This window comes from Sedimentibacter sp. MB31-C6 (genome assembly GCF_035934735.1).
Lineage (GTDB): Bacteria > Bacillota > Clostridia > Tissierellales > Sedimentibacteraceae > Sedimentibacter.
Genome location: NZ_CP142396.1, coordinates 470,997 through 493,633, shown reverse-complemented (window position 1 = coordinate 493,633; position 22,637 = coordinate 470,997). Strand labels below are relative to the sequence as shown.

Sequence of the window (22,637 nt, the reverse complement as noted above, 5' to 3'; positions counted from 1 at the left end):
AAGCTCATTAATATAATATTCGACAAATTGTTATATGTTACAACATGTCTGAAATTCATATCATTAATAAGTGTTTTTAAATGATTCCTTAAATTTTTTACTAATTTCTTTTCGTTTACAAGAGTTACAAATTTGATTTTCTTTTTCTATGTTAAGTTTATCATCTGTATATTTTAAAGCTTCATAAGTTGTAAAATATTTACCACATATTGAGCAAGAAACTAAATTAAATGTTCTGTTCCAAATTGTTCTTTTGCCATTCTTATCATCAATACTAATTGCATCAGTTGGACATACTTCCACACAAGCTGCACATCCTATACAATCTTTAGAAGCATCATCGTATGGAGTTGATACTTTTTTAGTTGTACCTCTATTTACTAATGATATGGCTTTTGTACCTAGTTTATCACATGCTTCAACACATAAACCGCATAAAATACAGTTTTCTTTCTTTTTATTATCTAAATATTTATAATGAATATCAACATTATATTCCTTAGCTAAAGATTTGATTGTATCATTGTTTGGAGTTCTTAATAAAAGAAGTAAAATTATATTTTTTCTTATTTTTATAATCTTATCGGAGTTTGTTGAAACTTCAATACCATCTTTAATTGGATAAACACATGAAGATACGATTTTAGTTTTTCCTCCGTCATTTATTTCAACTATACATAATCGGCATCTTCCTTGACCTTCAAATCCTTTTTTGTGACAGAGATTAGGGATATAAATATTGTTTCTTTTTGCTAACTCCATTAAAGTTTCACCAGTATTACCATTATAAAGTTTTCCATTAATTTTTACTTTCAACAACAACACCCCCAATCTTAACAGCACCAGTAGGGCAATTAGTGAAACATGCACCACATTTGACACATATATCTGCATTTATAATATGAGGTTCTTTTTTTATTCCAGTTATAGCATTAGTAGGACATTTTTTGGCACATAGTCCACATCCAATACATATTTCCTCTTCAATATAGTAGGATGTTAATTTTTTACAAATGCCTGCATTGCATTTTTGATTAACAATGTGATCTATATATTCATCTTTGAAATATTTTATAGTTGTTATAACAGGATTTGGTGCTGTTTTACCTAATCCACATAAAGAAGCGTTACTAATGGTTTCTGATAAATCTAATAGCAATTCAATATCCTCAAGCTCACCTTCTCCTTTGGTGATATTTGTTAATATTTCAAGCATAATTTTTATACCTTCACGGCAGGTTGTACATTTACCACATGATTCTTCAGAAAGAAATTCCATATAGTATCTGGCTAATTCGACCATACAGGTAGTATCATCCATTACTATGACTCCGCCTGAGCCCATCATAGAACCAATATTGCTTAATGAATCAAAGTCTAGAGAAATATCTAAATGTTCCTTTGGTATACAGCCTCCTGACGGACCTCCTGTTTGTATTGCTTTAAAAGGTCTATCTTTAATAATACCTCCTCCAATATCAAATACTAATTCTCTTAATTTCGTACCCATAGGAACTTCAACAAGACCAGTATTTTTAACCTTTCCCACAAGAGAAAATACTTTCGTGCCGGAATTATTTTCTATACCAATACTTTTAAACCACTTAGCGCCATTGCTAATAATAGGAGGTATATTAGCCCAAGTTTCAACATTGTTTAGTATAGTTGGTTGATTCCATAGTCCTTTTTCAACACTTCTTATATATTTGGCTCTAGGTTCGCCAACATTTCCTTCAATAGAAGCCATTAAAGCACTAGATTCACCACATACAAAGGCTCCTCCGCCTCTTACAATTTCTAAATCAAAATCAAAATTGCTACCAATTATATTTTCACCTAAGTATCCATGTTTTTTTGCGTTATCAATTGCTATCTGCATGTTTTTTCTAGCAAGTTCATATTCATCTCTAATGTAAAGATATCCTTTATGAGATTTTATAGCATATCCGCAAATAATCATACCTTCAATAACAGTATTAGGGTCACCTTCCATAATACTTCTATCCATAAAAGCACCGGGGTCACCTTCATCACCATTACAAACTATGTATTTAGGAAAGTTATTATACTTATAACAGGTTCTCCATTTGCTACCTGTAGGAAATCCTGCTCCACCTCTACCTCTTAACCCAGAAGCTTCAATTACATCAATTATTTCTTCTGAAGTCATTTCAAATAGCACTTTTCTTAAAGCTTTATAGCCATCTCTCTCTAAATAATCTTCAATTAATAAAGGATCTACTTCACCTATATTTCTAAGTGAAATTTTTTGTTGATGTTTATAAAATGTTGCATCTTTGTGTGATATAAGTTTCTTTTTTTCATTTGTATCATAGTATAGAAGCTTGTCAATTATTTCACCATTCAGAATAGTTTTTTCAACTATTGCATCAACATCCTTTGTTGATACCTTAAAATAAGATATATCATCTGGCAATATTTTTACGACGGGACCTTTTTCACACAATCCATTACAACCAGTAGCTTTTACTAAAGGTTGCACGGCAATTTTTGTATCTTTTAATTTTTCTTTTAATTTTGTATATACTTCAAAACTATTGTTTGCTAAGCAGCCAGTACCGCAACATACTAATATTTTTCTGTTACTATTGTTCATGTTCTAGCCCCCTATATTCATCGATTACAGTTTTAACTTTTTCTTTTGTCATACTGCCATAATATTTACCATTTACCATCATAACTGGAGCAAGAGCGCAAGCACCTAAGCAGTTTACAATTTCAATTGAAAATAAGCCATCTTCTGTCGTTTCTTCAGGAGCAATGTTTAAAATATCTGTTAATTCTTCGATTAATGAATTTGAACCTCTAATATGACAAGCTGTACCGTTACAAACCTTTATAATATATTTTCCTTTTTCTTTCAAACTTAAGGCTTTATAAAAGGTAGACATACTGTAGATATCACTTAAGGGTATATTTAAATAATCTGAAATTTTAGTCATTACTTCTTTAGGAATAAAACCATATTCTTTTTGTATATCTTGAAGTATGGCTAGGGTAAACTTTTTTTCATTAGGATATTTTCTTATTATTTTAATTGTTTCATTATAATCAATAGAAGAATCTATTTTCATATATATCACCTTCGTTAAAATATTTAGAACATCCATTATCAAACTAGTAATGGATGTTCAATAATTATTTGATTAAAAGCTTGCTTCGGTAGCTTTTTCTTGTATTGAAAGTTCTTCAAGCTTTTCAATAGTTGGAATACCGTATTTATCCCAACCTCTGACTTCATAATATTTATCAAGCATTTTATCTATTTGAGCTACTCTACCTTTCGCAGGACCACTGGTTAATGCTTCATTTAAAAGTCTAGGTGGTAAGGTATCGTCAGCTCTAGAAAAACCTGCTTCAATGTTAAATAGTTTTTCTAGATTCCAAATTCTTTCACCAATTTTTAACATTTCTTCGTCAGACAAATCAATTCCAATTGTGCTTCTTAGCATGGCAGATATTTCTGGTAGTCCTAATGCAAAGGTAGTAAATAAGCAGATATCTGATGAATCAACTAAGGCAGTTAAATCTTGAAAAGTTTTTAAAAGTTCAGGTTTTCCTTCTGTTTCTAATGGATCTGTTTTTACTGGTATACCTAAAACTTCTGGAGATGTTAAGTAACCTCTTACGTGACAACCGCCTCTGTTACTTGTTGCATATGAAATAGCCATTCCTTGAATAGCTCTACCATCATAAGCTGGCATTTCTTGTTTTTTAACGCTCATAGATAGTTCAGTATGTCCATACTTCTCTGCTAATCTGTAAGAACCTAAAGCTAGAGTATCTCCAAAACCTTCTCTAATTCCTGTAAGTTCTGCCCATTCAATTATTCCCTCTTCATCACCAAATTCTAAAGCTTTCCCATCTAGGTCTTCCTTAGTAATAAATCCTTTTTCATAAAGTTCCATTGCACAGGCTATAGTAGAGCCCATTGTAATTGGATCCATGCCTAACATATTACATACATGATTTGCTTTGTCTATGGCGTTCATGTCATTTACACCACTGGAAGCTCCAAAAGACCATCCTGCTTCATATTCTGGACCTGCCACAATTCCCTTATACTTACCATCTGGTATTTTTACTACTCTACCACAGCCAATGGGGCAAGCAAAACATGCTTTGTTACGTACAAGATAATTTTCTGCTAAAAATTCACCACTTATTTTTTCTGCGTCTTCAAAATATGAAGTTTGCCAGTTGTTAGTTGGAAGAGCGTGAGATTCGTTTAATATATTTACTAAAATTTGAGTTCCATATGCACCAAGTCCAGCACCTGTAACAGGGTTTTCTTTTAATTTGTTTCTTGCATCAAGTACAGATTTCATAAATTCAGCTTTATTAGCTACACCTATACTTTTAGTTCCTTTTACAACAACCGCTTTAAGATTTTTAGAACCCATAACAGCTCCTAGTCCTGACCTTCCAGCAGCTCTGTCTTTTTCGTTCATAACAGTAGCAAATAGTACTAATTTTTCACCTGCAGGACCAATACAAGCTACTTTTGAATTTTCATCATTTTCTTGTTGCAGAATGTCTGTCGTTTCAAAAACGTTTTTACCCCAAAGATGTTTTGCACTTTTAAGTTCTATAACATCATTGTTAATATTCAAATAGACAGGAGAGTCGGATTTTCCTTCAAAGATAATACCGTCATAACCTGCGAATTTTAATTCTGGCCCAAAATGTCCACCAGAGTTTGCTGCACCAATTGTACCTGTTAATGGAGCTTTTGCTACTACGTTAAATCTTCCAGCGCAGGCAGCGTATGTTCCGGTCATAGGTCCAGTCATGAAAATTAGCTTATTTTCAGGACTTAGGGGTTCAATTGTAGGATCAATTTCATCATATAAATATTTAGAGCCTAAACCTCTACCTCCAAGATATAAGTTGGCATCATCCATTTTTAGTTTTTCAAGCTTTATAGTTCTATCACTTAAATTTACTCTAATTAATTTTCCAGTCCATCCTTTCATTATTTTGCCCCCTCTCCAAATACTTCAACAAATTGGCTGGCAATGTCCTTCCTTTTTTGTAAATTACTGTCTAATTCCTTATACTCTAAAGCTCCACTAGGACATAATTTTACGCATTGAGGATATCCATCACATAAATCACATTTTACTACTTTTTTTAGTCTAGAACTGTAAGTCATATTTCCAAATGGACATGCGCTAACACACAGTTTACAACCAATACATTTTTCACTATCATAATGAACTATACCTGTTTCTTCATCTTTTGTAAGTGCATTAACTGTGCAAACTGTCATACAATGGGGTTCATCACATTGTAAGCAAGTCATAGGTACTTGTATACCTACTTCGTCAAAAAATTGTACAGAAATAGCAGAATCTTTTGGATTAAAAGTATCGTTTTTAGTAAATGAACATACTAGTTCACAAGTTCTACATCCTGTACATTTGTCTGGAGAAATAACTATTCCTTTTGACATAAACCTCTGGTCACCAATAGGTGCCAGGTTCACCTCCTTTATTTTAATTAAATTTTACTCACTAGTTGTAAATAAGCAAAGGGATACAAATTAATCTTATTGATTAATTTGTATCCCTTTGCTCAATGGCAGGTGTAAAAATTACTTTTTACGCCCTAACGTTCATAAAGGCCTAAGATAGGTCCATTATAAATCGGGACATCATATCTTTATCCTCCTGCTACAGGAGGAAATATTGCCAATACATCATTATTTTTTAAAATAGTATCTATTTTGCTATAACTTCCATTTACCAAGAGTATTCCTAGTTCGTCTTCATTTATATTAAGAATTTTAAGTATGTCTTTTATACTTACTTCATAAGCGAAGGATAAACGTTTGCCTTTCCAACGACCATTTCTGAAAGAAGCAAACAACTTGACTTCAACTTCCATGTTTTCTCCTAAATATTAAATATTATTGTAATTATATCACATAGAAATATTTTTTACAATAGATTAATGTAAAAATTGGTAAAAAATGTTTAGCATCTGCATATACTGACATTATAATATTAAAGGAGGTTTATTTATGTACAGATATCCATATGGAGAATATCCATTTATTCCTGTGAATAATAATATGTATGCTCTTCAACAGCCTGATGTACAAGAAATTATGCAAACAATTCGCTCACAGCATAGTAATTTATATTCTCAATTGCAAAGAGCAACTATTGGCCGTATGGTCATTGATTATTTATTTACACTTATTGTAAGCTTTACACTTGAACAAGGAAATAGCAATTTAACAGCTAACCAAATATACAGTAGATTCCAAAATCAGGTTCCATGGTTTGGATTAATATTAAGACAATTTAATATTCCGCGAAATCAAATAGATAGAGTACTAACTAGAGTAATTGAAATAACTTTAGATGCAATGAGAAATGGCAATGGTCAACCAGAACCAGGTAATGGATGGATAGGTTGGGAAGATTTAGGAGGAGCTCTAACTACAGCACCAGCAGTATCTTCTTGGCAACAAAACCGTCTTGATGTATTTGCAGGAGGTTCAAATAATAGCCTTTACCACAAATGGTGGGATGGGAGAGCATGGAGCGACTGGGAGAATCTTGGTGGAACATTAACATCTGCACCAGGAGCTGTATCGTGGGGACCTAATCGTATTGACGTATTTGTAAGAGGAACAGATCAAAGTCTCTACCATAAATGGTGGGATGGATCAAGGTGGAGCGATTGGGAAAGTCTTGGTGGTGAATTGACTTCTGCACCATCAGTATCTTCATGGCAACAAAATCGTCTTGATGTATTCGCTAGAGGTACAGATAACAGCCTCTATCATAAATGGTGGGATGGAACGCGTTGGAATGATTGGGAAAATCTTGGCGGAACATTAACATCAGCACCAGCGGCTATATCTTGGGGACCAAATAGAATAGATGTATTCGCCAGAGGTGAAAATGATAACTTAATCCATAAATGGTGGGACGGAAGAAGTTGGAGCAACTGGGAGAGCCTTGGAGGTACACTTACATCTGGACCTGCTGTTTCGTCTCGTCGTGCAAATCACCTAGATGTGTTTGTTAGAGGAAGAAATAATAGATTATATAAGAGAACATGGAATGGCTCTCGATGGGAAGATTGGGAAGACTTAGGCGGAAATTTAGACTCTGGACCAGCTGCAATTTCTTGGGGCCCAAATCGTACAGATGTATTTGCCAGAGGACAGAACAGAAACCTTATCCATTTATACCAAGGTCAATAGCAACTATTTTCATTTTAACATATGATTAATAATTGATTATTTAGTAGCTTAATATACCTTGATGAACTATGTAGATGTATACTTAGTTTATCAAGGTATAAGTATTTTGATAGACATAATGAAAATTAGAATTTATTTATAAGCATTTTTTTACTAATAGTAGAAATTTTTAAAATAACCAATTTATTATTGCATATAATTTACTGTTATGTAATAATGTTAGTAATAAATATAAAAAAATACATTACTAATAATAATTGTTGGTATAAAGAATGGAAGGAGTCTTATGAATAACAGTTTAATAAAGAAAAATCAATTCATTAATGAGCAAGTCTTATCATATGAACTTGGTAGTAGGGAAAGGGAAGAGTTAGAAAAAGAACTGGCTAAAATGAAAAATTCATTTATAGATATACCAGTTATAATTGGCGGTAAGGAAATTCGTACTGGAAATAAGGGTATGTGTTTACTTCCACATAACAAAAATAAAATCATAGGAGAATATCATAAAGCTGGAAAAACAGAAGCTTTGAAGGCAGTTGAGGCATCTTTAAAGGCTAAGGAAGAATGGGAAAACATGCCATGGCAATCGAGGATAGCAATATTTTTAAGAGCTGCTGAACTTGCAGCAGGTCCATGGAGAGCAAAACTTAATGCTTCTACTATGCTAACTCAAAGTAAAACTTATAAGCAAGCTGAAATAGATTCAGCCTGTGAACTTGTTGACTTTTTTAGATACAATGTAGAATACTTGAAAGAGATATATATGGAACAGCCTATTTCTGCTAAAGGAATTTGGAATAAGACAGAATATAGACCTTTGGAAGGATTTGTTTTTGCAGTATCTCCTTTTAATTTTACGTCAATTGCAGCTAATTTACCATCGGCACCGGCAATTGCAGGCAATACCGTAGTATGGAAGCCGGCATCCAGCACAGTATACTCTTCTTATGTTGTATATCAACTATTGCAGGAAGCAGGTATGCCGGATGGAGTTATAAATTTTTTACCTGGCAATTCAGATGATATAGGTAGTTTGATTCTTAATAGACCAGAACTTTGCGGTATTCATTTTACTGGTTCTACAAAAGTGTTTCAAGATATGTGGAAAACAGTAGGAAATAATATTTCAAGTTATAAAACATTTCCAAGGCTTGTTGGGGAAACTGGTGGTAAGAACTATATAGTAATACACAAATCAGCGAACTTAAAATCTGCTGTACGCGGATTAATTGAAGGAGCTTTTGAATATCAGGGACAAAAATGCTCTGCAGCTTCAAGAGCTTATGTGGCAAGAAGTGTATGGCCAGAAATAAAAGAATTACTTTTAAATAAAGCAAGTAGTCTTAAAGTTGGTGATATAGAAGAATCTGATACTTTCATGGGGGCAGTAATAGATCAAAAATCATTTAATACTATTAAAGGATATATTGATTATATAAAAAATTCTGAGGAAGCTAAAATAATTTTTGGTGGTGACTGTGATGACAAAAAGGGTTATTTTATTGAACCTACAATTGCAGTAACAACTGAACCTAAATTTAAAACCATGGAGGAAGAAATCTTCGGACCTGTATTGACAATTTATGTTTACGAAGATGAAGAATTTAATGAATTATTATCATTAGTCAATAATACATCTGTTTATGGATTGACTGGTTCTGTGTTTGCAAAGGATAGATTTATAATTGAACAAGCTGAAAAAGTTCTTGTAAACTCTGCTGGCAATTTTTATATAAATGATAGACCTACTGGTGCTGTAGTAGGACAGCAGCCGTTTGGAGGTAGCAGATTGTCAGGTACTAATGATAAGGCAGGTTCAAAAATAAATATTTTACGTTGGATAAGCCCAAGAGTAGTTAAGGAAAATCTAACGAATTAATATTTGAATATATCAGTCTTTATGAATCAGATGTTAAGATAAAGAGCCGTTGAACTTTGATGTGACCCCTAAAAGTTACAGATTATCGGCTCTTTCTTTAATAGAATTATTGGTCGTATTTTTGATGTATACCTAATAGTAAGGTGTCAATGGCATTACATAACTCTTTTCTTACTTTATCAGGATCGGAAAACGCATATCTTAGTTGTAAGGTTGTATAGCCGTGGAGAATGCTTGTTAACAAATTAAGTATTTCGTTTGTATACTCTTGCTTGAAGTTACAGGAACGAATAAGTGTTAATAAAAGTGATGTGTAATTTCCAAATATCTCTTCTGTTTTTTCTGTGCCGTGCCAAGTTGCCCATTGGATAGTTTCATAAATTCCAGAATGTTCAATCGTATAGTTGAGGTATTCAACTGCGACGGACTTTATTGCAGTATCTCCATAATTGCCGATAGATACTTTTGTCATTCTTTCGTTCATCTTACTCATACCATTATGGGCCATTTCTCTAAGTAAGTCGTCCAGACTGTCTATGTGATTATATAGGGAGGGAGTACGAATATTTAGTTTTTCAGCAACGGCTTTTAAAGAAACATTATTAAGCCCTTTTTCATCAGCTATATCAGACGCAGCTTGCACTACTGCTGTTTTGGTTACTCGCATAATTTTACCTCGCTTAAAATGGTTTTACACCATTTTACCTAATTACATTAGTATCGTCAATAATTATATTAGAAAAAGTACTAACTATATTGACAAAGGGCATGTTATAATATAAAATACTAATTAGGTTAGTATTTTAACTACCATAAATAGTTTTGGAGAATAAAGGAGAATTTTATGAACACACAGCAAATTTGTATTAACGGGATACCTGCAATTCTTTGGGGAGTATCGTCAAAACGTTTATATCTCTATATCCATGGTCAAGACGGTAATAAGGAAGAAGCTGCCACTTTATCTGAAATTGTTTGTCGCCATGGTTGGCAGGTTTTAAGTATTGATTTACCCGAACACGGCGATAGAAAAGGTGAAATATATTCTTTTGTCCCGTGGCATATCGTACCAGAATTGAATTCAGTAATGGAATACGTTAAATCCCGTTGGAAACATATTTCATTATTTGCAAATAGTATTGGAGCTTGGTTTAGTATGCTTAGTTTCTGTAACGAGCGATTAGAAAAGTGTTTATTTGTTTCGCCTGTTCTGGATATGGAGCAACTCATTTCCAAGATGCTGAGATGGGAGAATGTTTCTGAAGTTCGTTTAAAGCAAGAGCTTATTATCCCTACTTCTTTTGGACAGACTCTTTCTTGGGAATATTGGAGGTATGCTATAGAACATCCGATTGTAAAATGGGATGTTCCCACTGAAATTTTGTATGGTGGAAAAGACAACCTTATCGAACGTGGAGAAGTGGAACTGTTTACTCGAAAATTTGGTTGTGATTTAACTGTAATGGAAAATAGCGAGCATTGGTTTCACACTGAGCAGCAGATAGCTTTTATGCGTAGATGGCTCAATAAGAGTTTTAGAAATAAGGAATTGTCGGAAAATGTGAGATAGTAAAGATACGGGAACGTTGTTTCCGTTGACTTGTATCATAAATATTTTAATTTTAATTTGACAGGTACATATCTTATTATATAATTGTTTTATAACTTAGTAAATGCAGAATATTATTTTGACATTTTTTCATGCTATAAAAGAAAAATATATAAGGGAGGAAGTATAATGGCTAAACATCATATATATACAATGAGTTTCGCAAGTGTATATCCACATTATGTTACGAAGGCGGAGAAAAAAGGACGTACTAAAACTGAAGTTGATGAAATAATTCGTTGGTTGACAGGATATACCCATGAAGAGCTAGAAGCTCAATTGGAAAAACAGACAGACTTTGAGACTTTCTTTGCGGAAGCACCTCAGCTGAATCCTTCGCGTGCTTTGATTAAAGGTGTGGTTTGTGGTGTCAGAGTGGAAGACATTGAAGAATCAACTATGAAGGAAATTCGTTATTTAGATAAGCTTATCGATGAGTTAGCAAAGGGAAAATCAATGGAAAAGATTTTGCGAAAATAATAATAGAAAAAGTGGTAAATATGGTGAAAATTAGATTAATTAAGCCTAGCTATAATTTAGAATATGAATTCTTAGATATGATTACAGAGTGGAAAAAATCTGAAGAAGAATTAATACCATGGAGTTTAAATCTATATGACATTGATTTTAATTTGATGGTAGAAAAATTGAATGGATACAGCAAAGGAATAGGCTTGCCAGAAGGCTTTATTGAGAATTCTACATATTGGCTGATAAATGAAAATGATAAAATTTTAGGAGCTATTGATATTAGGCATAAACTCACTGATTATTTATTGTTTAGAGGTGGTCATATTGGTTATGGTATAAGACCAAGTGAGAGACAGAAAGGTTATGCTTCATTAATGCTGTCATTAGCAATGAAAGAATGTAAAGATATAGGATTATCAAAAGTATTAATAACTTGCTTAAAAAGCAATTTAGGTTCAGCAAAAACAATTCTTAATAACGGAGGAATTCTTGAATCTGAAGATATAGATAATGGTGAAATATTTCAAAGATATTGGATTTATATTAAATAGCAACCTTTATCACAAGACATGCCATAATAATAAAAAAAGGAAAAATATTACTTATATATTGATATATTGCTCGAATTAAATTCGAGCAATTTTTTTTAAAAGCTTTAAGAAACATTAATAATATAATCCGAAAAAGTACCCCAATTTTCAATTTTATAAAACATTGGATCGGTTGACAAGAAATAAACAATTATAGGAATATAATTCAAATTGGGATGAGCATTAAAGAAATCATTATCACCATATCGTATTGCTTCTAAAGCAAGGGGAAGTTCCTTTCTAAAAATTGCTTCACGTATAGCTTTAATCTCTGGAACAAATTGTCCATCCACATACAAATAAACATAAAAAGCGTTACCATTTGCGTCGTCTTCCATCCATTCACCCATTACTTCATCTCTCATTGGATTAAGTTTGTAATAAGCAAAATCCGAACCTATTGTCAAAAAAAGATCAGCGGTTATATCTGAATGGGTTAATGTATATCGTCTAGGTATAATTGGTTCAGTAGCAGTAACATCAGTAAATTCAACATATAGTTTTTCAGGATTCAATCGACTCATTTAAATATCCTTTCTTATTTAATATATTAATTATAATATGCTAATTATATATATTTGTTTCTGATTTTACAGGGCTCATTATGAAAAGTAGTTTTTTAAAAAAACTATTTACAATTACGCTATTATGTGTTACTATATACTAGTAGTAAGTAATACTAAATACAAGTCATACAGAATAGCTAGGAGGGGTTACGTTGAAGAACCTTACGGAAATGCTCAAAGGTGTGTTGGAAGGCTGTGTTCTTGAAATTATCAGCCACGAGGAAACCTATGGATACGAAATCACGCGGAGGTTAAATTCACTCGGATTTTCAGATGTTGTAGATGGGACAGTTTACACCATCTTGGTGCGGATTGAGAAAAATAAGCTTGTAGAAATTACAAAAAAGCCATCTGATATGGGACCGCCGAGAAAGTTTTTCAAGCTCAATGATGCAGGGCGTGAAGAGTTGAGGAGGTTTTGGGAAAGATGGGAATTCATATCATCAAAAATTAATGAGTTAAAGGAGAAGGAATAATGAATTTCTGGGAAAAAATTACAGGAAGCGACATGACTAAAGAATTGAAATCTTTTGAATCGCGAGCCAAAAAGCTACCAGTTGATTATCAAGATGCATGGGAAAAAATTAATACTAATCTTTGGATGTACTCAGATTTCACTGGGCGTAACATTATGCCAATCCTTGACGGTGTGCTTGGTCTTCTCGAAGAAACAGTTGCAGATGGTCAGAGTATACAAGATGTTTTGGGTGACGATATCAAAGGCTTCTGTTCAGCGCTGGTTGGCGAGGAAGGGGCAAAGTCTTATCGTGATAAGTGGCGTGAGCAACTCAACAATAATATCGCTAAAAAATTAGGTAAATAGGAGGATAAAATGAGAATACAAGATATTATAGAAGGCAAAAAAGAGTGGCGAGCTCACATGGCGCGTGTCAAGGCACTTCCGAAAGATTATCAGATTGTTTATAAAGAAATTCAAAAATATCTATATAAGGTCGGCCCTGTTGAGCTAACTGATGGGATTGGTTTACTCTCGGGGATTATCGATCTTTTTGAAGAAGGCGCGCTCTTGGGAAAAGGCGTGCTCGAAGTGACGGGCATTGACGTAGCAGCTTTCTGCGACGATCTAATCAAAGATTCAAAAACTTACGCTGACATCTATCAAGAATCTGTTAACCAAGAAGTTAACAATGCTATTAAAAGGGACGCGGATAAAACAAAGTAAAAGGGATGGTAGAGTGAGTAGATACGAGTGGATATTATGCCCGGTTTGTGGCAATAAAACAAGGGTCAAGATACGTGATGATACGGTGATTGAAAACTTCCCGCTATTTTGTCCCAAGTGTAAACAGGAAACAATAATCAATGTAAAACAATTGAATATATCAGTTATTAAAGAGCCAGACGCTGAGACGCAGAGCCGATAACATGTAAGTGAAATTACAGTTGTCGGCTCTTTTTTTAGGTAATTACTCAAGATGCATTGAAAGGATTAGACCATATTTGAGTAAGTGTACTTTATTGTAGAGGAGGAAAAGAAAATGAAAAAAAATATAATACAAATTAAAGGGGTAAAGAAAGCCTACAAAGATGTAGAAGTACTCAAAGGAGTAGATTTTGAAGTAGAGGAGGGAGGTATTTTTGCACTACTAGGTTCCAATGGAGCAGGAAAAACAACTATGATTAGAATCATGGCTACTTTAATTAAAACAGATGCAGGAAGTGTTGTGATCAATGGCTATGATATTGAAAAAAATTCAGGGAATATTAGAAGTTCTATCAGTCTTACTGGTCAGTTCGCTGCTATTGATGAAATTTTGACTGGGCGTGAAAATCTTCAAATGATAGCAAAACTTAGACATCTTAAAAATCCAAATCAAATAGTAGATGAGTTAATTAATCGTTTTGGTATGTCAGAGGCTGCAGATCGGAGAGTAGCTTCTTATTCAGGAGGGATGAAAAGAAGAATTGACATTGCAATGAGCCTTGTGGGAAATCCAAAGATTATTTTCTTAGATGAACCAACTACAGGCCTTGATCCAGAAGCACGTTTAGAAGTTTGGAAAATCATAAAAGAGCTATCAGCTGATGGAACTACCATATTCTTAACCACTCAATATTTAGAGGAAGCAGAGCAACTTGCAGATAAAATTGCTATTCTTCATGGTGGAAAAATCATTGCTATAGATACATTAGAAGGATTAAAAAAATTATTTCCACCTGCAAAAGTTGAATATGTTGAAAAACAACCTACTTTAGAAGAAATATTCCTAACAATCATTGGTAAAAAGGAGGAGAAATAAATGGAATCAACAAATAAGTATTTTTTTAAAGATATGAGTGTTATGTTTGGGCGTTCGATGCGTCATTTTTTAAGAAGTATGGATACAATTATTACGGTTTGTATCACACCAATTGCGATGATGCTATTATTTGTTTATGTATTAGTGGGATTGCATATGTAGCTTACCGTTTGTTTATAGATAAAGAGTGTGGTATTTTTGAACGTTTTCATTCTATGCCTATAGCTCGCTCTACAGTATTATGGGGACATGTATTAACATCAATAATCTCTAATGGAATTTCGGTAGTAGTTATTATACTTGTTGCATTACTAATGGGTTTCCGTTCTACAGCAGGAATATTAGAATGGTTAGCAGTATTTGGAATTCTTGGGGTATTTACACTTGCTTTGACTTGGATTGCTGTAATTGCAGGACTTGCTGCTAAAACACCAGATGGTGCAGGGGCATTCTCTTACCCAATCATATTTTTACCATTTATAAGTTCTGCCTTTGTACCAACAGATACTATGCCTTCAGTAGTAAGAGTCTTTGCAGAAAATCAACCTGTAACTCCTATTGTAGAAGCTATTCGTAACTTATTAGCAAACCAGCCAGTAGGAAATGAGATATGGACTGCTTTGATTTGGTGTATAGCAATAATTGTTGTTGCGTATACATTTGCAATGAGAGTTTATAAGAAATTATAACCTATGTTTATAATAAGTACAGTTAAAAGTTAAATGGCTTGGGATATAACAAAACGACCAATTTTTACAGAAATAAGCCAAGAACACTTACAAGAATTAAGGGATAGAAGAATTTCTCTATACAATCTTATGATCTTATTAGTTGTTATAAGTATAGTACCTTACAAAACAAACAATGAGTAAATTACGGTCCATAAATTCATGTAAGGGCGGACGAAAATATAGTGATTTTTTAATAATCAATAATTATTTATTGTAAAACAATAAATAATTATTGACTTAGATAAAAATTCTGATATAATAAAATTATAAATTATCATTTGGAGAGACTTATGTATTAAAAAAGTATAGTTCATTATATAACTGAAATTTGTGTTGATATTTTATTTTTTACTGATTCCAATTTTTATTATTTCATTGAAAAATTTCATCAGTGCAAATTATATGTGGATTACCACTAACTTCTTGATAGTTGTATTATATGGAATACAACTGGCAAAGCTACAATTTATCAGTGGAAAGAATAAAGGATTTGTTGGCAGTTAATAAGGATAAATTAGATTTTAAATATTGAAAGGTCAATTATTATGAAAAAATTAAAGATAATTTTATCAATTGCAGCTTTGTTGCTTACTATAATTATTTCCGGTTGTTCAATTGAAACGAATCAAGATTATATTGCAAAGCAAATTAACATTGAGATACCAGATGTTTTAAATATTGAATATATGGATGATCATGGTGGATTTCATGGGGATGGAGAAAAATTTGCTAAAATAATATTTGATAATAAAAATGGTTTAAATATATTATCCCAAATAGAAAAAAGTAATAGATGGAACAAACTACCCTTAACAAAAAACCTTAATCTCATTATGTATGGGGGAGTTAAGGATAATGTAGAGTATAGTTATAATTTAGCAGAAAAGTCGGAGATACCAGAGATTAAAAGTGGATATTGGTATTTCAATGATAGACATTCTGAAAGTATGCATCCAGAAAAAGATGCCGAACTATTTGACAGGCATTCGTTTAATTTTACTATTGCTATGTACGATGTTGATAATAATACATTATACTATTTAGAATTTGATACATAATGAATTTTTCGATTTAGTCCAAGGAAGGTTTTATGATTAGTTTTCTTATGTTGGGTAGTTTAGTATTGGGTTTAATTGCATGGATATTACCTGTTATTAATATCATGCGATTTAAAAAAAGTAACAATAATAACTGGGTGATTCTATCCTTTTTGAGTATTAGTGCTTGTGCTATTACATTATATTTTCAAATTTTATATAACAATTATTTAGTTGAAATTTGGGATGCATCCGCTCTAATGGACACAACAGGTGCTTCTACATTTCTTTCAGTGGTTCTACTGGTGGTTACGATAATATTAAATGTAATTACTATGATTATATATTTTCATAGAGCAGAAGTATAGTAAGTTTATATTCAGCTTGCAGTTTTAACTGAGGGAGGACGTTAGTTCTCTCTTTAATATTTTTGTGTTGAAATCTAGCAGTATTAGAATATAATGTAAATAGTACAATAATTGAACATTGATAGAATGACACACAATAAAAAAATGGAGGGGTTATGAACGAGTTTATAAAATTATTAAAATCACATACTTCAATTAGAAAATTCAATGATGAAAAAATTACAGATGAACAAATACAGCATATTCTTGAAGCAGCTATGCAAGGAGCAACTGCAGGAAATATGATGGCTTACAGTATTATTAAAATTAGAGTAAAGCAGACACTGTCAAAGCTTGCTAAAAGCTGTGATGACCAGTCATTTATAGCGGATGCAGATGTAGCACTGTTATTTGTTGCTGATAGCTACAAATGGCATAGATTTTACGAGCAGAGAAATATTTTTGAAACATTCTCTGACTATAAAGGACCATGCATAAGTGATTTCATGCTAGGAGTCGAGGATGCAATGATTGCAGCACAAAATGCTGTAATAACAGCAGAAAGCCTGGGTATAGGAACATGCTATATAGGTGATATTATGGAAAATTATGAATATCATAAGGAGCTTTTTAATCTGCCTAAATACTCAATGCCCGTAGCTTTAGTAGTAATGGGAAACTATGATACAAAACCTCAAACAAGAGAAAGATTTGACAAATCATATGTGGTGTTTGATGAGTCCTATCCAATAATAACTGAAGAATTTATCGATAATATGTTTTCAAGGAAAGAATCCAAAGACAAAGACTTTGCTGTAAAATTTTATAAAAGAAAAATGGACGCCCCATTTTTTAAAGAAATGATAAGGTCGATTAAACTGTATATTAAAGAATGGAATGAGTAACAGGGAATTATACGGGTATGGATATGATGCTTATTTTATAACTGATATTCAGCAGGAATTACAAGATGAATTTCAATCTAAAGGAGTTAAAATTGCAAGATACTTAGCAAAGACTGATTATCATAATCAAGAGTTTGTAATAGAAGACTGTGATGGAAGATGGATTGGATTCGGGATTAAAGAATGAGGTATTAATATGACTAATGCTCACAGATTATTTAAGGAAAGGTCCTATTTTTTATCCAGGAGAGGAATTCACTGAAGAAGCGTTAGAGCATACAAATAGTGAGAAAAATTTATGGATTATGAAGGATGGAAATATGTAATGGAGGTATTTTTTCCAGAGCAAGGATATAAACATGCTGGAACACCTGACTTCGAGCGTACAGTGAAGGAGATATGTATAGCTCTGACTATGAGATGGAGTTATGGGTTCCGATTGTAAAGCTAATTAATAAGTTATAGGTGATAGAAGATTTTATTCTATCGCCTTTTTTGAGTGTTTAGAGATAGAGTTGACAATTATGTTTTATAATATATTCTATATATAGAATAAGTTAGCATTTAGTAGATTAATAAAGAATTCTTGAACCTCACGTTACATCATGATATATGATGTTTTCAAGGAGGTAATCAACATGAAGAATAATTTATTAAAACTGCTAACAAACAATAGTGAAATTAGATTGTATATCGTTGATGTAACAGATATATATAAATCATGGAAGCCGCAGATTTTATAATAAAATTAAATGGTTTAGAAAAAGGTGTTTTATGTTGAAGTAAAATTACTTTTTTAAAGTGAGGTGATACATATATGACAATAGATGAGATAAAATTATTGGCTGAAAAGCATATACCGACAGCAAAAATTAAACGTAAAATCTTTTGGAGATATTTATTAGTTTGGCAAAAATAAAACATAGAGGCCATAGGGGTGACCATAAGAGTTTTTTATTTATTATACTGGGGGTTCTACCTATCATCTACAAGTAAAAAATATGAAATTACTATTGACATATTAGTCTATAAGGAATAGACTAATAGTGTAAAGTCGATATCGTATAGACCGAGGAGGTTTACTATGAAAGTATATAAACTTACTGAAAGCGAAGAAAAGTTTGCAGATATCATTTGGCAGAATGAGCCGATAGGTTCTGGTGATCTCGTGAAGATATGTGAAAAAGAAATGAATTGGAAAAAATCAACAACATATACAGTACTTAAAAAGTTATGTGAGAAAGGCATTTTCCAGAATGAAAATGCTGTTGTTACATCTATAAGCACAAAGGAAGAGTATTATGCAAATCAAAGCATACGTTTTGTAGAAGATACTTTTGGGGGATCATTGCCTAAATTTTTAACAGCTTTTATTGGAGGTAAAAAATTAAGTAATCATCAAGCAGAAGAATTGAAAAAGCTGATTGATGACCACAAGGAGGTGTAGCAATGAGTGAGTTATTTCTTACCGTTTTAAATATGAGTCTTACGGCTAGTTATGTAATTATTTTTGTTATACTCATCAGACTGGCGCTTCAAAAAACTCCAAAGGTTATTTCCTATGCATTGTGGGTTGTGGTAGCTTTTCGTCTTGTAACCCCATTTTCATTTGAGAGTATGTTCAGTTTATTGCCACAGACTGCTACTTCTATTCCTTATGATATAGTTTATCAACAAAAGCCACAGATAAATAGCGGAGTACTATCTGTTGATACAATGGTTAACGAAGTACTGCCTTCACCGATTATAGGTGATAGTGTAAATCCTATGGAGATTTATTTAGAAATAGGCGCATCTATTTGGATGATAGGTATTATTGCATTGCTTGCATATAGTCTTGTTTCTATCTTTCGCTTAAAAAAGATATTAAAAAGTGCACAATTAATTGAGCAAAATATTTATGAAGCTGATAATTTGAAAACACCATTTGTACTCGGTTTTATAAATCCTAAGATTTACTTACCTGTTGGATTAGACAAAGAGGAATGGCAATACATTCTATTGCATGAACAGACACACATTTGTCGAAAAGACCACATCATTAAAATAACAGCTTTTATAATATTGACAATACACTGGTTCAATCCTCTTGTATGGATTGCATTCATGTTAATGAACATGGATATGGAACTTTCCTGTGATGAACGAGTATTAAAAGAGATGAATGTTGAAATTAAAAAATCTTACGCAAATTCATTATTGACACTTGCAACCGGAAGACGTATCCTGAATGGAAGTCCTCTTGCCTTCGGTGAGGGTAATGTAAAGTGGAGGATAAAAAATGTGTTAAATTACAAAAAACCAAAGTTTTGGGTTGTTGTTATCTCAATTATTGTTGTGATAGCAGTTGGAATTGGTCTAATAACAAATCCTAAAACTGACGCACTAAATAATGATATTATAGATTTAAGACCAATGATTATGGTCAACGGCGAGTTGTATCTTGATACCGGAAAACAAATACCTGTTGAGATAGATGAAAGTGCAATAATTTGTGAGGTTAATTCTTCGGTTGACCCGTCAGAAAAACCAACTGTAGAAGGCCAAACCAACTTTGGAAGCATAGGCTTAAAGTATGCTCATTTTGAAAATAATATTGTTGTTCTTATTAACAATGAATGGGTTCTTTTTGAGAAGGAAACAGCGGATGAAAATGAGGAAGTCTCCGAGAATGTCAGCTATGATAAAATAAGTGAGTACTTGAAAGAAGAATTCATAAATGTTTTCTCACCTTATTATGAATTAATAGATTTCATAATCTCTGATTATAAGGAAGAAGTAGTAAATGGAAGTGTTGAAGCAGTTTTTAATTATAAAATGATAAATAAGAATTACGATAGAGACCCGGACACTGTAGGGTACATAAAAGATGCCAAGGAACGAGGTGACAAAAACTATCAGTTATTATATGATGAATATTTGAAGCCAAAAGAAAGCAATTTTTATTTCAAAGCTGTTATTGACAAGAATGGGGAGATAACTTTATATTCTAAAAATCCTACAATAGATAGTGAATGGGAAGAAGTAGAAATATCAAATTTTATGCTTAAAAGTCCAGAGGAAGTTTCTGAGATAAATGAACTTCTTAAGAAAAATCGTAATGTACTAATAGAGAATGATATTGCAGATTATATTACCTATAATTTTGAGAATAGGTCAATGTATATTGTTGGATTGGAAATTTTTAATGAATTCGGCACAGAAGAATTTGGTTATATTAATGAAGGTAGCGTCAATTTAAATTCTGAAAATGTTTTGACATTTTATATAACATATTCCACAGGTCCTTTTTTAGCTACCGGATCTATTCCTGGTCCAGAGGTACGTTTTAAAATGAATCTTGATACTAATGAAATTGTTGAAAAAGAGTTTATACCAGCACCAAATTATGCGGAAGCTGCTGAACTTTATCCTGAACATATTAACCCTGATTCTATTAAGTATAGCGAAAAAATAATCGAATTAAGTGATGAACGTATGGTTGAAATTGGACTGTACTTTAAGGACTATATCTTGAAAATAGAAGCAAGATAAAAGCTTGATATGATCTGTTTAGCCATCTTGCGCGTGTCGATGTGTAAGGGGTACCCATACAGAGGATTCAGATATTGATATCGGCATCTTAAGTTATTGTCAAATAAAAATGTTAAAAGGTTATAAGTTAAGGAGATTGTTTATGATAAACCTAAAGAATTTATCAAGATTATAACTTATTTTCATAATAGATAGCTAATGTATGAAAAACATGAAATTGACTTGATTTCAGCTATCATGATATTCTGAGTATGGATAATAAACATACAAGGAGAGAGTATATGAACAGTAAGAATACAAATTTTAAATTGGTTTTTTCAGCATTAGCAATTGCAATAAATATAGTATTGGGAACTGTAATTGGATTATTGAATATTCCATTGCTGTTTCTTGATACAGTAGGTACAATTTTCTCTGCTGCATTGTTTGGACCTTGGTACGGAGCAGTAGTTGGAGGATTAACAAACGTAATACAGGGTATATTGACAAACCCAAAGAATATTCCATTTGCATTGGTTAATATTGCAGTAGGTATTATAGTAGGTTTAATAGCAAGAAAATGGAAATTCAACATTGTAACATCAATTATAACAGGGGTTATTTTGTCAGTGGTTGCTCCTCTTATTGGAACTCCTATTGCTACATATGTATATGGAGGCATTACAGGAGATATTAACGATGTGTTTTTTACATGGTTAGTTCAATCTGGACAATCTATATTTACTGCAGCTTTTATACCTAGAATTACAAGCAACATCGTTGATAAGATTGCAAGTTGTGTACTTGTTTCATTATTAATAAGTAAATTACCTGTAAAATATACTCAAGGATCTAATTAAATGGAAAGAAGTAAACGTATAATATTAGTTTCACATTGTATATTAAATCAGAACACAGTTGTATATCCTTTAGCAAGAGCCAAAGGTGCATACAAAGACATAATAAGAGAACTGATTAACAATGACATAGGAATTCATCAGCTTCCATGCCCTGAATACAGATTTTTAGGATTAAAAAGAGAACCTATGACAAAAGAGCAATATGATATTGAAGATTTCAGAAATATCAATAAAAACATTGCAATTGACACAGTAAATATTATAGAAGAATATTTAAGTAATGGTTATGAGGTTTTAGGAATCGTAGGTATAAATGAAAGTCCTACATGCAGTATCAATGGTAATAAGGGAATATTAATGGAAGAGCTCATAAACATTTTAAATGATGAAAATATCAATTTAAGTTTTATTGACGTTCCAAATGATTATCACGATGGTGAAAAAGCCGAGAAGTTTATTGTAGAATTTAAAAATTTGATAAAGTAATTTAATTGGGGGAGGACTATTAGTTCTCTCTTTAATATTTTTGTGTTGAAATCTAGCAGTATTAGAATATAATGTAAATAGTACAATAATTGAACATTGATAGAATGACACACAATAAAAATTTGGAGGACAGTAT

The 22,637-nt window shown here is 32.3% G+C and carries 26 protein-coding genes and 3 pseudogenes; 21 read left to right on the top strand and 8 right to left on the bottom strand.

Features of this window, described 5'->3' with window-relative positions; all coding sequences use genetic code 11:
• Window positions 1-63 precede the first annotated feature (63 nt).
• The 6 genes from U8307_RS02545 to U8307_RS02520 form a co-directional block, all read right to left on the bottom strand.
• The gene (locus U8307_RS02545; protein WP_326909944.1) at window positions 64-816 is read right to left on the bottom strand and encodes a 2Fe-2S iron-sulfur cluster-binding protein; all 753 of its coding nucleotides are present in this window, start codon (window positions 814-816) and stop codon (window positions 64-66) included.
• A complete protein-coding gene (locus U8307_RS02540; RefSeq protein ID WP_326909942.1) occupies window positions 800-2,617 on the bottom strand; it encodes an NADH-quinone oxidoreductase subunit NuoF in 1,818 nt (605 codons plus the stop codon). The genes U8307_RS02545 and U8307_RS02540 overlap by 17 nt, the downstream gene beginning before the upstream one ends.
• Complete coding sequence (locus U8307_RS02535; RefSeq protein WP_326909940.1) at window positions 2,607-3,095, bottom strand: NADH-quinone oxidoreductase subunit NuoE family protein; 489 nt, start codon at window positions 3,093-3,095, stop codon at window positions 2,607-2,609. Before U8307_RS02535 ends, U8307_RS02540 begins: the two co-directional genes overlap by 11 nt.
• 72 nt (window positions 3,096-3,167) lie before the next feature.
• Window positions 3,168-4,997: an aldehyde ferredoxin oxidoreductase family protein gene (locus U8307_RS02530; protein WP_326909938.1), complete on the bottom strand. Its 1,830-nt coding sequence runs from the start codon at window positions 4,995-4,997 to the stop codon at window positions 3,168-3,170.
• On the bottom strand, window positions 4,997-5,476 hold the full coding sequence (locus tag U8307_RS02525) for a 4Fe-4S dicluster domain-containing protein (protein WP_326909936.1): 480 nt from the start codon (window positions 5,474-5,476) through the stop codon (window positions 4,997-4,999). The genes U8307_RS02530 and U8307_RS02525 overlap by 1 nt, the downstream gene beginning before the upstream one ends.
• 209 nt (window positions 5,477-5,685) lie before the next feature.
• Window positions 5,686-5,910 (bottom strand): MoaD/ThiS family protein, encoded by a 225-nt coding sequence (locus U8307_RS02520; protein WP_326909934.1) that lies wholly within the window; start codon window positions 5,908-5,910, stop codon window positions 5,686-5,688.
• Window positions 5,911-6,046: 136 nt separating this feature from the next.
• Between U8307_RS02520 and U8307_RS02515 the strand changes: the two genes are divergently transcribed.
• Together U8307_RS02515 and pruA are read left to right on the top strand one after the other, a co-directional pair.
• Window positions 6,047-7,243 carry a sialidase gene (locus tag U8307_RS02515; RefSeq protein WP_326909932.1) on the top strand — a complete coding sequence of 399 codons (1,197 nt, stop codon included), beginning with the start codon at window positions 6,047-6,049 and terminating at the stop codon, window positions 7,241-7,243.
• A gap of 286 nt (window positions 7,244-7,529) precedes the next feature.
• Window positions 7,530-9,125 (top strand): L-glutamate gamma-semialdehyde dehydrogenase, encoded by a 1,596-nt coding sequence (gene pruA / locus U8307_RS02510; RefSeq protein WP_326909930.1) that lies wholly within the window; start codon window positions 7,530-7,532, stop codon window positions 9,123-9,125.
• Between the two features lie 106 nt (window positions 9,126-9,231).
• On the opposite strand, the gene U8307_RS02505 is transcribed toward pruA, so the two are convergent.
• Window positions 9,232-9,792: a TetR/AcrR family transcriptional regulator gene (locus tag U8307_RS02505; RefSeq protein WP_326909928.1), complete on the bottom strand. Its 561-nt coding sequence runs from the start codon at window positions 9,790-9,792 to the stop codon at window positions 9,232-9,234.
• A gap of 177 nt (window positions 9,793-9,969) precedes the next feature.
• Between U8307_RS02505 and U8307_RS02500 the strand changes: the two genes are divergently transcribed.
• From U8307_RS02500 to U8307_RS02490, 3 genes are all read left to right on the top strand, one after another.
• Complete coding sequence (locus U8307_RS02500) at window positions 9,970-10,695, top strand: alpha/beta hydrolase (RefSeq protein ID WP_326909926.1); 726 nt, start codon at window positions 9,970-9,972, stop codon at window positions 10,693-10,695.
• A gap of 168 nt (window positions 10,696-10,863) precedes the next feature.
• Window positions 10,864-11,214 carry a DUF2200 domain-containing protein gene (locus U8307_RS02495; protein ID WP_326909923.1) on the top strand — a complete coding sequence of 117 codons (351 nt, stop codon included), beginning with the start codon at window positions 10,864-10,866 and terminating at the stop codon, window positions 11,212-11,214.
• 20 nt (window positions 11,215-11,234) lie between these two features.
• On the top strand, window positions 11,235-11,756 hold the full coding sequence (locus U8307_RS02490) for a GNAT family N-acetyltransferase (RefSeq protein ID WP_326909921.1): 522 nt from the start codon (window positions 11,235-11,237) through the stop codon (window positions 11,754-11,756).
• Between the two features lie 104 nt (window positions 11,757-11,860).
• On the opposite strand, the gene U8307_RS02485 is transcribed toward U8307_RS02490, so the two are convergent.
• A complete protein-coding gene (locus U8307_RS02485; protein WP_326909920.1) occupies window positions 11,861-12,319 on the bottom strand; it encodes a staygreen family protein in 459 nt (152 codons plus the stop codon).
• A gap of 194 nt (window positions 12,320-12,513) precedes the next feature.
• Here U8307_RS02485 and U8307_RS02480 point away from each other — a divergent pair, with 194 nt between their 5' ends.
• The 16 genes and pseudogenes from U8307_RS02480 to U8307_RS02410 all read left to right on the top strand — a co-directional run bounded on the left by U8307_RS02480 (window position 12,514) and on the right by U8307_RS02410 (window position 22,501).
• On the top strand, window positions 12,514-12,837 hold the full coding sequence (locus U8307_RS02480; RefSeq protein ID WP_326909918.1) for a PadR family transcriptional regulator: 324 nt from the start codon (window positions 12,514-12,516) through the stop codon (window positions 12,835-12,837).
• Window positions 12,837-13,184, top strand: coding sequence for a DUF1048 domain-containing protein (locus U8307_RS02475; protein WP_326909916.1), 348 nt, complete (start codon window positions 12,837-12,839; stop codon window positions 13,182-13,184). The genes U8307_RS02480 and U8307_RS02475 overlap by 1 nt, the downstream gene beginning before the upstream one ends.
• Window positions 13,185-13,193: 9 nt before the next feature.
• Window positions 13,194-13,544, top strand: a complete 351-nt coding sequence (locus tag U8307_RS02470) for a DUF1048 domain-containing protein (protein ID WP_326909913.1) — start codon at window positions 13,194-13,196, stop codon at window positions 13,542-13,544.
• A 13-nt stretch (window positions 13,545-13,557) separates the two neighbouring features.
• Entirely contained in the window at window positions 13,558-13,746 is a 189-nt protein-coding gene (locus tag U8307_RS02465) for a cysteine-rich KTR domain-containing protein (RefSeq protein ID WP_326909912.1), read from the top strand.
• A 114-nt stretch (window positions 13,747-13,860) separates the two neighbouring features.
• On the top strand, window positions 13,861-14,622 hold the full coding sequence (locus U8307_RS02460) for an ABC transporter ATP-binding protein (protein WP_326909911.1): 762 nt from the start codon (window positions 13,861-13,863) through the stop codon (window positions 14,620-14,622).
• Window positions 14,623-15,311: pseudogene (locus U8307_RS02455) on the top strand (ABC transporter permease).
• 587 nt (window positions 15,312-15,898) lie between these two features.
• Entirely contained in the window at window positions 15,899-16,411 is a 513-nt protein-coding gene (locus U8307_RS02450; protein WP_326909909.1) for a hypothetical protein, read from the top strand.
• Between the two features lie 32 nt (window positions 16,412-16,443).
• Window positions 16,444-16,758, top strand: coding sequence for a hypothetical protein (locus U8307_RS02445; protein ID WP_326909907.1), 315 nt, complete (start codon window positions 16,444-16,446; stop codon window positions 16,756-16,758).
• 155 nt (window positions 16,759-16,913) lie between these two features.
• On the top strand, window positions 16,914-17,642 hold the full coding sequence (locus U8307_RS02440; protein ID WP_326909905.1) for a nitroreductase family protein: 729 nt from the start codon (window positions 16,914-16,916) through the stop codon (window positions 17,640-17,642).
• Entirely contained in the window at window positions 17,635-17,829 is a 195-nt protein-coding gene (locus tag U8307_RS02435; RefSeq protein WP_326909903.1) for a hypothetical protein, read from the top strand. Before U8307_RS02440 ends, U8307_RS02435 begins: the two co-directional genes overlap by 8 nt.
• Before the next feature lie 117 nt (window positions 17,830-17,946).
• Window positions 17,947-18,107 (top strand): annotated as a pseudogene (locus U8307_RS02430) (GyrI-like domain-containing protein); the annotation flags it as partial.
• Window positions 18,108-18,726: 619 nt separating this feature from the next.
• Complete coding sequence (locus U8307_RS02425) at window positions 18,727-19,089, top strand: BlaI/MecI/CopY family transcriptional regulator (RefSeq protein ID WP_326909902.1); 363 nt, start codon at window positions 18,727-18,729, stop codon at window positions 19,087-19,089.
• A gap of 2 nt (window positions 19,090-19,091) precedes the next feature.
• Window positions 19,092-21,176 (top strand): M56 family metallopeptidase, encoded by a 2,085-nt coding sequence (locus U8307_RS02420; RefSeq protein ID WP_326909900.1) that lies wholly within the window; start codon window positions 19,092-19,094, stop codon window positions 21,174-21,176.
• A gap of 46 nt (window positions 21,177-21,222) precedes the next feature.
• Window positions 21,223-21,351, top strand: a pseudogene (locus U8307_RS14605) (hypothetical protein); the annotation flags it as partial.
• 106 nt (window positions 21,352-21,457) lie between these two features.
• A complete protein-coding gene (locus tag U8307_RS02415; RefSeq protein WP_326909898.1) occupies window positions 21,458-22,015 on the top strand; it encodes a CD3073 family putative ECF transporter S component in 558 nt (185 codons plus the stop codon).
• Complete coding sequence (locus tag U8307_RS02410) at window positions 22,016-22,501, top strand: CD3072 family TudS-related putative desulfidase (protein WP_326909896.1); 486 nt, start codon at window positions 22,016-22,018, stop codon at window positions 22,499-22,501. It abuts the gene before it with no gap.
• The last annotated feature ends 136 nt before the right edge of the window (window positions 22,502-22,637 follow it).

What these genes read in the sequence shown, in the direction of transcription:
- U8307_RS02540 (WP_326909942.1), bottom strand. Translation starts at nt 2,617, where the DNA reads ATGAACAATAGTAACAGAAAAATATTAGTATGTTGCGGTACTGGCTGC.
- U8307_RS02535 (WP_326909940.1), bottom strand. Translation starts at nt 3,095, where the DNA reads ATGAAAATAGATTCTTCTATTGATTATAATGAAACAATTAAAATAATA.
- U8307_RS02530 (WP_326909938.1), bottom strand. Translation starts at nt 4,997, where the DNA reads ATGAAAGGATGGACTGGAAAATTAATTAGAGTAAATTTAAGTGATAGA.
- U8307_RS02525 (WP_326909936.1), bottom strand. Translation starts at nt 5,476, where the DNA reads ATGTCAAAAGGAATAGTTATTTCTCCAGACAAATGTACAGGATGTAGA.
- U8307_RS02520 (WP_326909934.1), bottom strand. Translation starts at nt 5,910, where the DNA reads ATGGAAGTTGAAGTCAAGTTGTTTGCTTCTTTCAGAAATGGTCGTTGG.
- U8307_RS02515 (WP_326909932.1), top strand. Translation starts at nt 6,047, where the DNA reads ATGTACAGATATCCATATGGAGAATATCCATTTATTCCTGTGAATAAT.
- pruA (WP_326909930.1), top strand. Translation starts at nt 7,530, where the DNA reads ATGAATAACAGTTTAATAAAGAAAAATCAATTCATTAATGAGCAAGTC.
- U8307_RS02505 (WP_326909928.1), bottom strand. Translation starts at nt 9,792, where the DNA reads ATGCGAGTAACCAAAACAGCAGTAGTGCAAGCTGCGTCTGATATAGCT.
- U8307_RS02500 (WP_326909926.1), top strand. Translation starts at nt 9,970, where the DNA reads ATGAACACACAGCAAATTTGTATTAACGGGATACCTGCAATTCTTTGG.
- U8307_RS02495 (WP_326909923.1), top strand. Translation starts at nt 10,864, where the DNA reads ATGGCTAAACATCATATATATACAATGAGTTTCGCAAGTGTATATCCA.
- U8307_RS02490 (WP_326909921.1), top strand. Translation starts at nt 11,235, where the DNA reads ATGGTGAAAATTAGATTAATTAAGCCTAGCTATAATTTAGAATATGAA.
- U8307_RS02485 (WP_326909920.1), bottom strand. Translation starts at nt 12,319, where the DNA reads ATGAGTCGATTGAATCCTGAAAAACTATATGTTGAATTTACTGATGTT.
- U8307_RS02475 (WP_326909916.1), top strand. Translation starts at nt 12,837, where the DNA reads ATGAATTTCTGGGAAAAAATTACAGGAAGCGACATGACTAAAGAATTG.
- U8307_RS02470 (WP_326909913.1), top strand. Translation starts at nt 13,194, where the DNA reads ATGAGAATACAAGATATTATAGAAGGCAAAAAAGAGTGGCGAGCTCAC.
- U8307_RS02460 (WP_326909911.1), top strand. Translation starts at nt 13,861, where the DNA reads ATGAAAAAAAATATAATACAAATTAAAGGGGTAAAGAAAGCCTACAAA.
- U8307_RS02450 (WP_326909909.1), top strand. Translation starts at nt 15,899, where the DNA reads ATGAAAAAATTAAAGATAATTTTATCAATTGCAGCTTTGTTGCTTACT.
- U8307_RS02445 (WP_326909907.1), top strand. Translation starts at nt 16,444, where the DNA reads ATGATTAGTTTTCTTATGTTGGGTAGTTTAGTATTGGGTTTAATTGCA.
- U8307_RS02440 (WP_326909905.1), top strand. Translation starts at nt 16,914, where the DNA reads ATGAACGAGTTTATAAAATTATTAAAATCACATACTTCAATTAGAAAA.
- U8307_RS02435 (WP_326909903.1), top strand. Translation starts at nt 17,635, where the DNA reads ATGAGTAACAGGGAATTATACGGGTATGGATATGATGCTTATTTTATA.
- U8307_RS02425 (WP_326909902.1), top strand. Translation starts at nt 18,727, where the DNA reads ATGAAAGTATATAAACTTACTGAAAGCGAAGAAAAGTTTGCAGATATC.
- U8307_RS02420 (WP_326909900.1), top strand. Translation starts at nt 19,092, where the DNA reads ATGAGTGAGTTATTTCTTACCGTTTTAAATATGAGTCTTACGGCTAGT.
- U8307_RS02415 (WP_326909898.1), top strand. Translation starts at nt 21,458, where the DNA reads ATGAACAGTAAGAATACAAATTTTAAATTGGTTTTTTCAGCATTAGCA.
- U8307_RS02410 (WP_326909896.1), top strand. Translation starts at nt 22,016, where the DNA reads ATGGAAAGAAGTAAACGTATAATATTAGTTTCACATTGTATATTAAAT.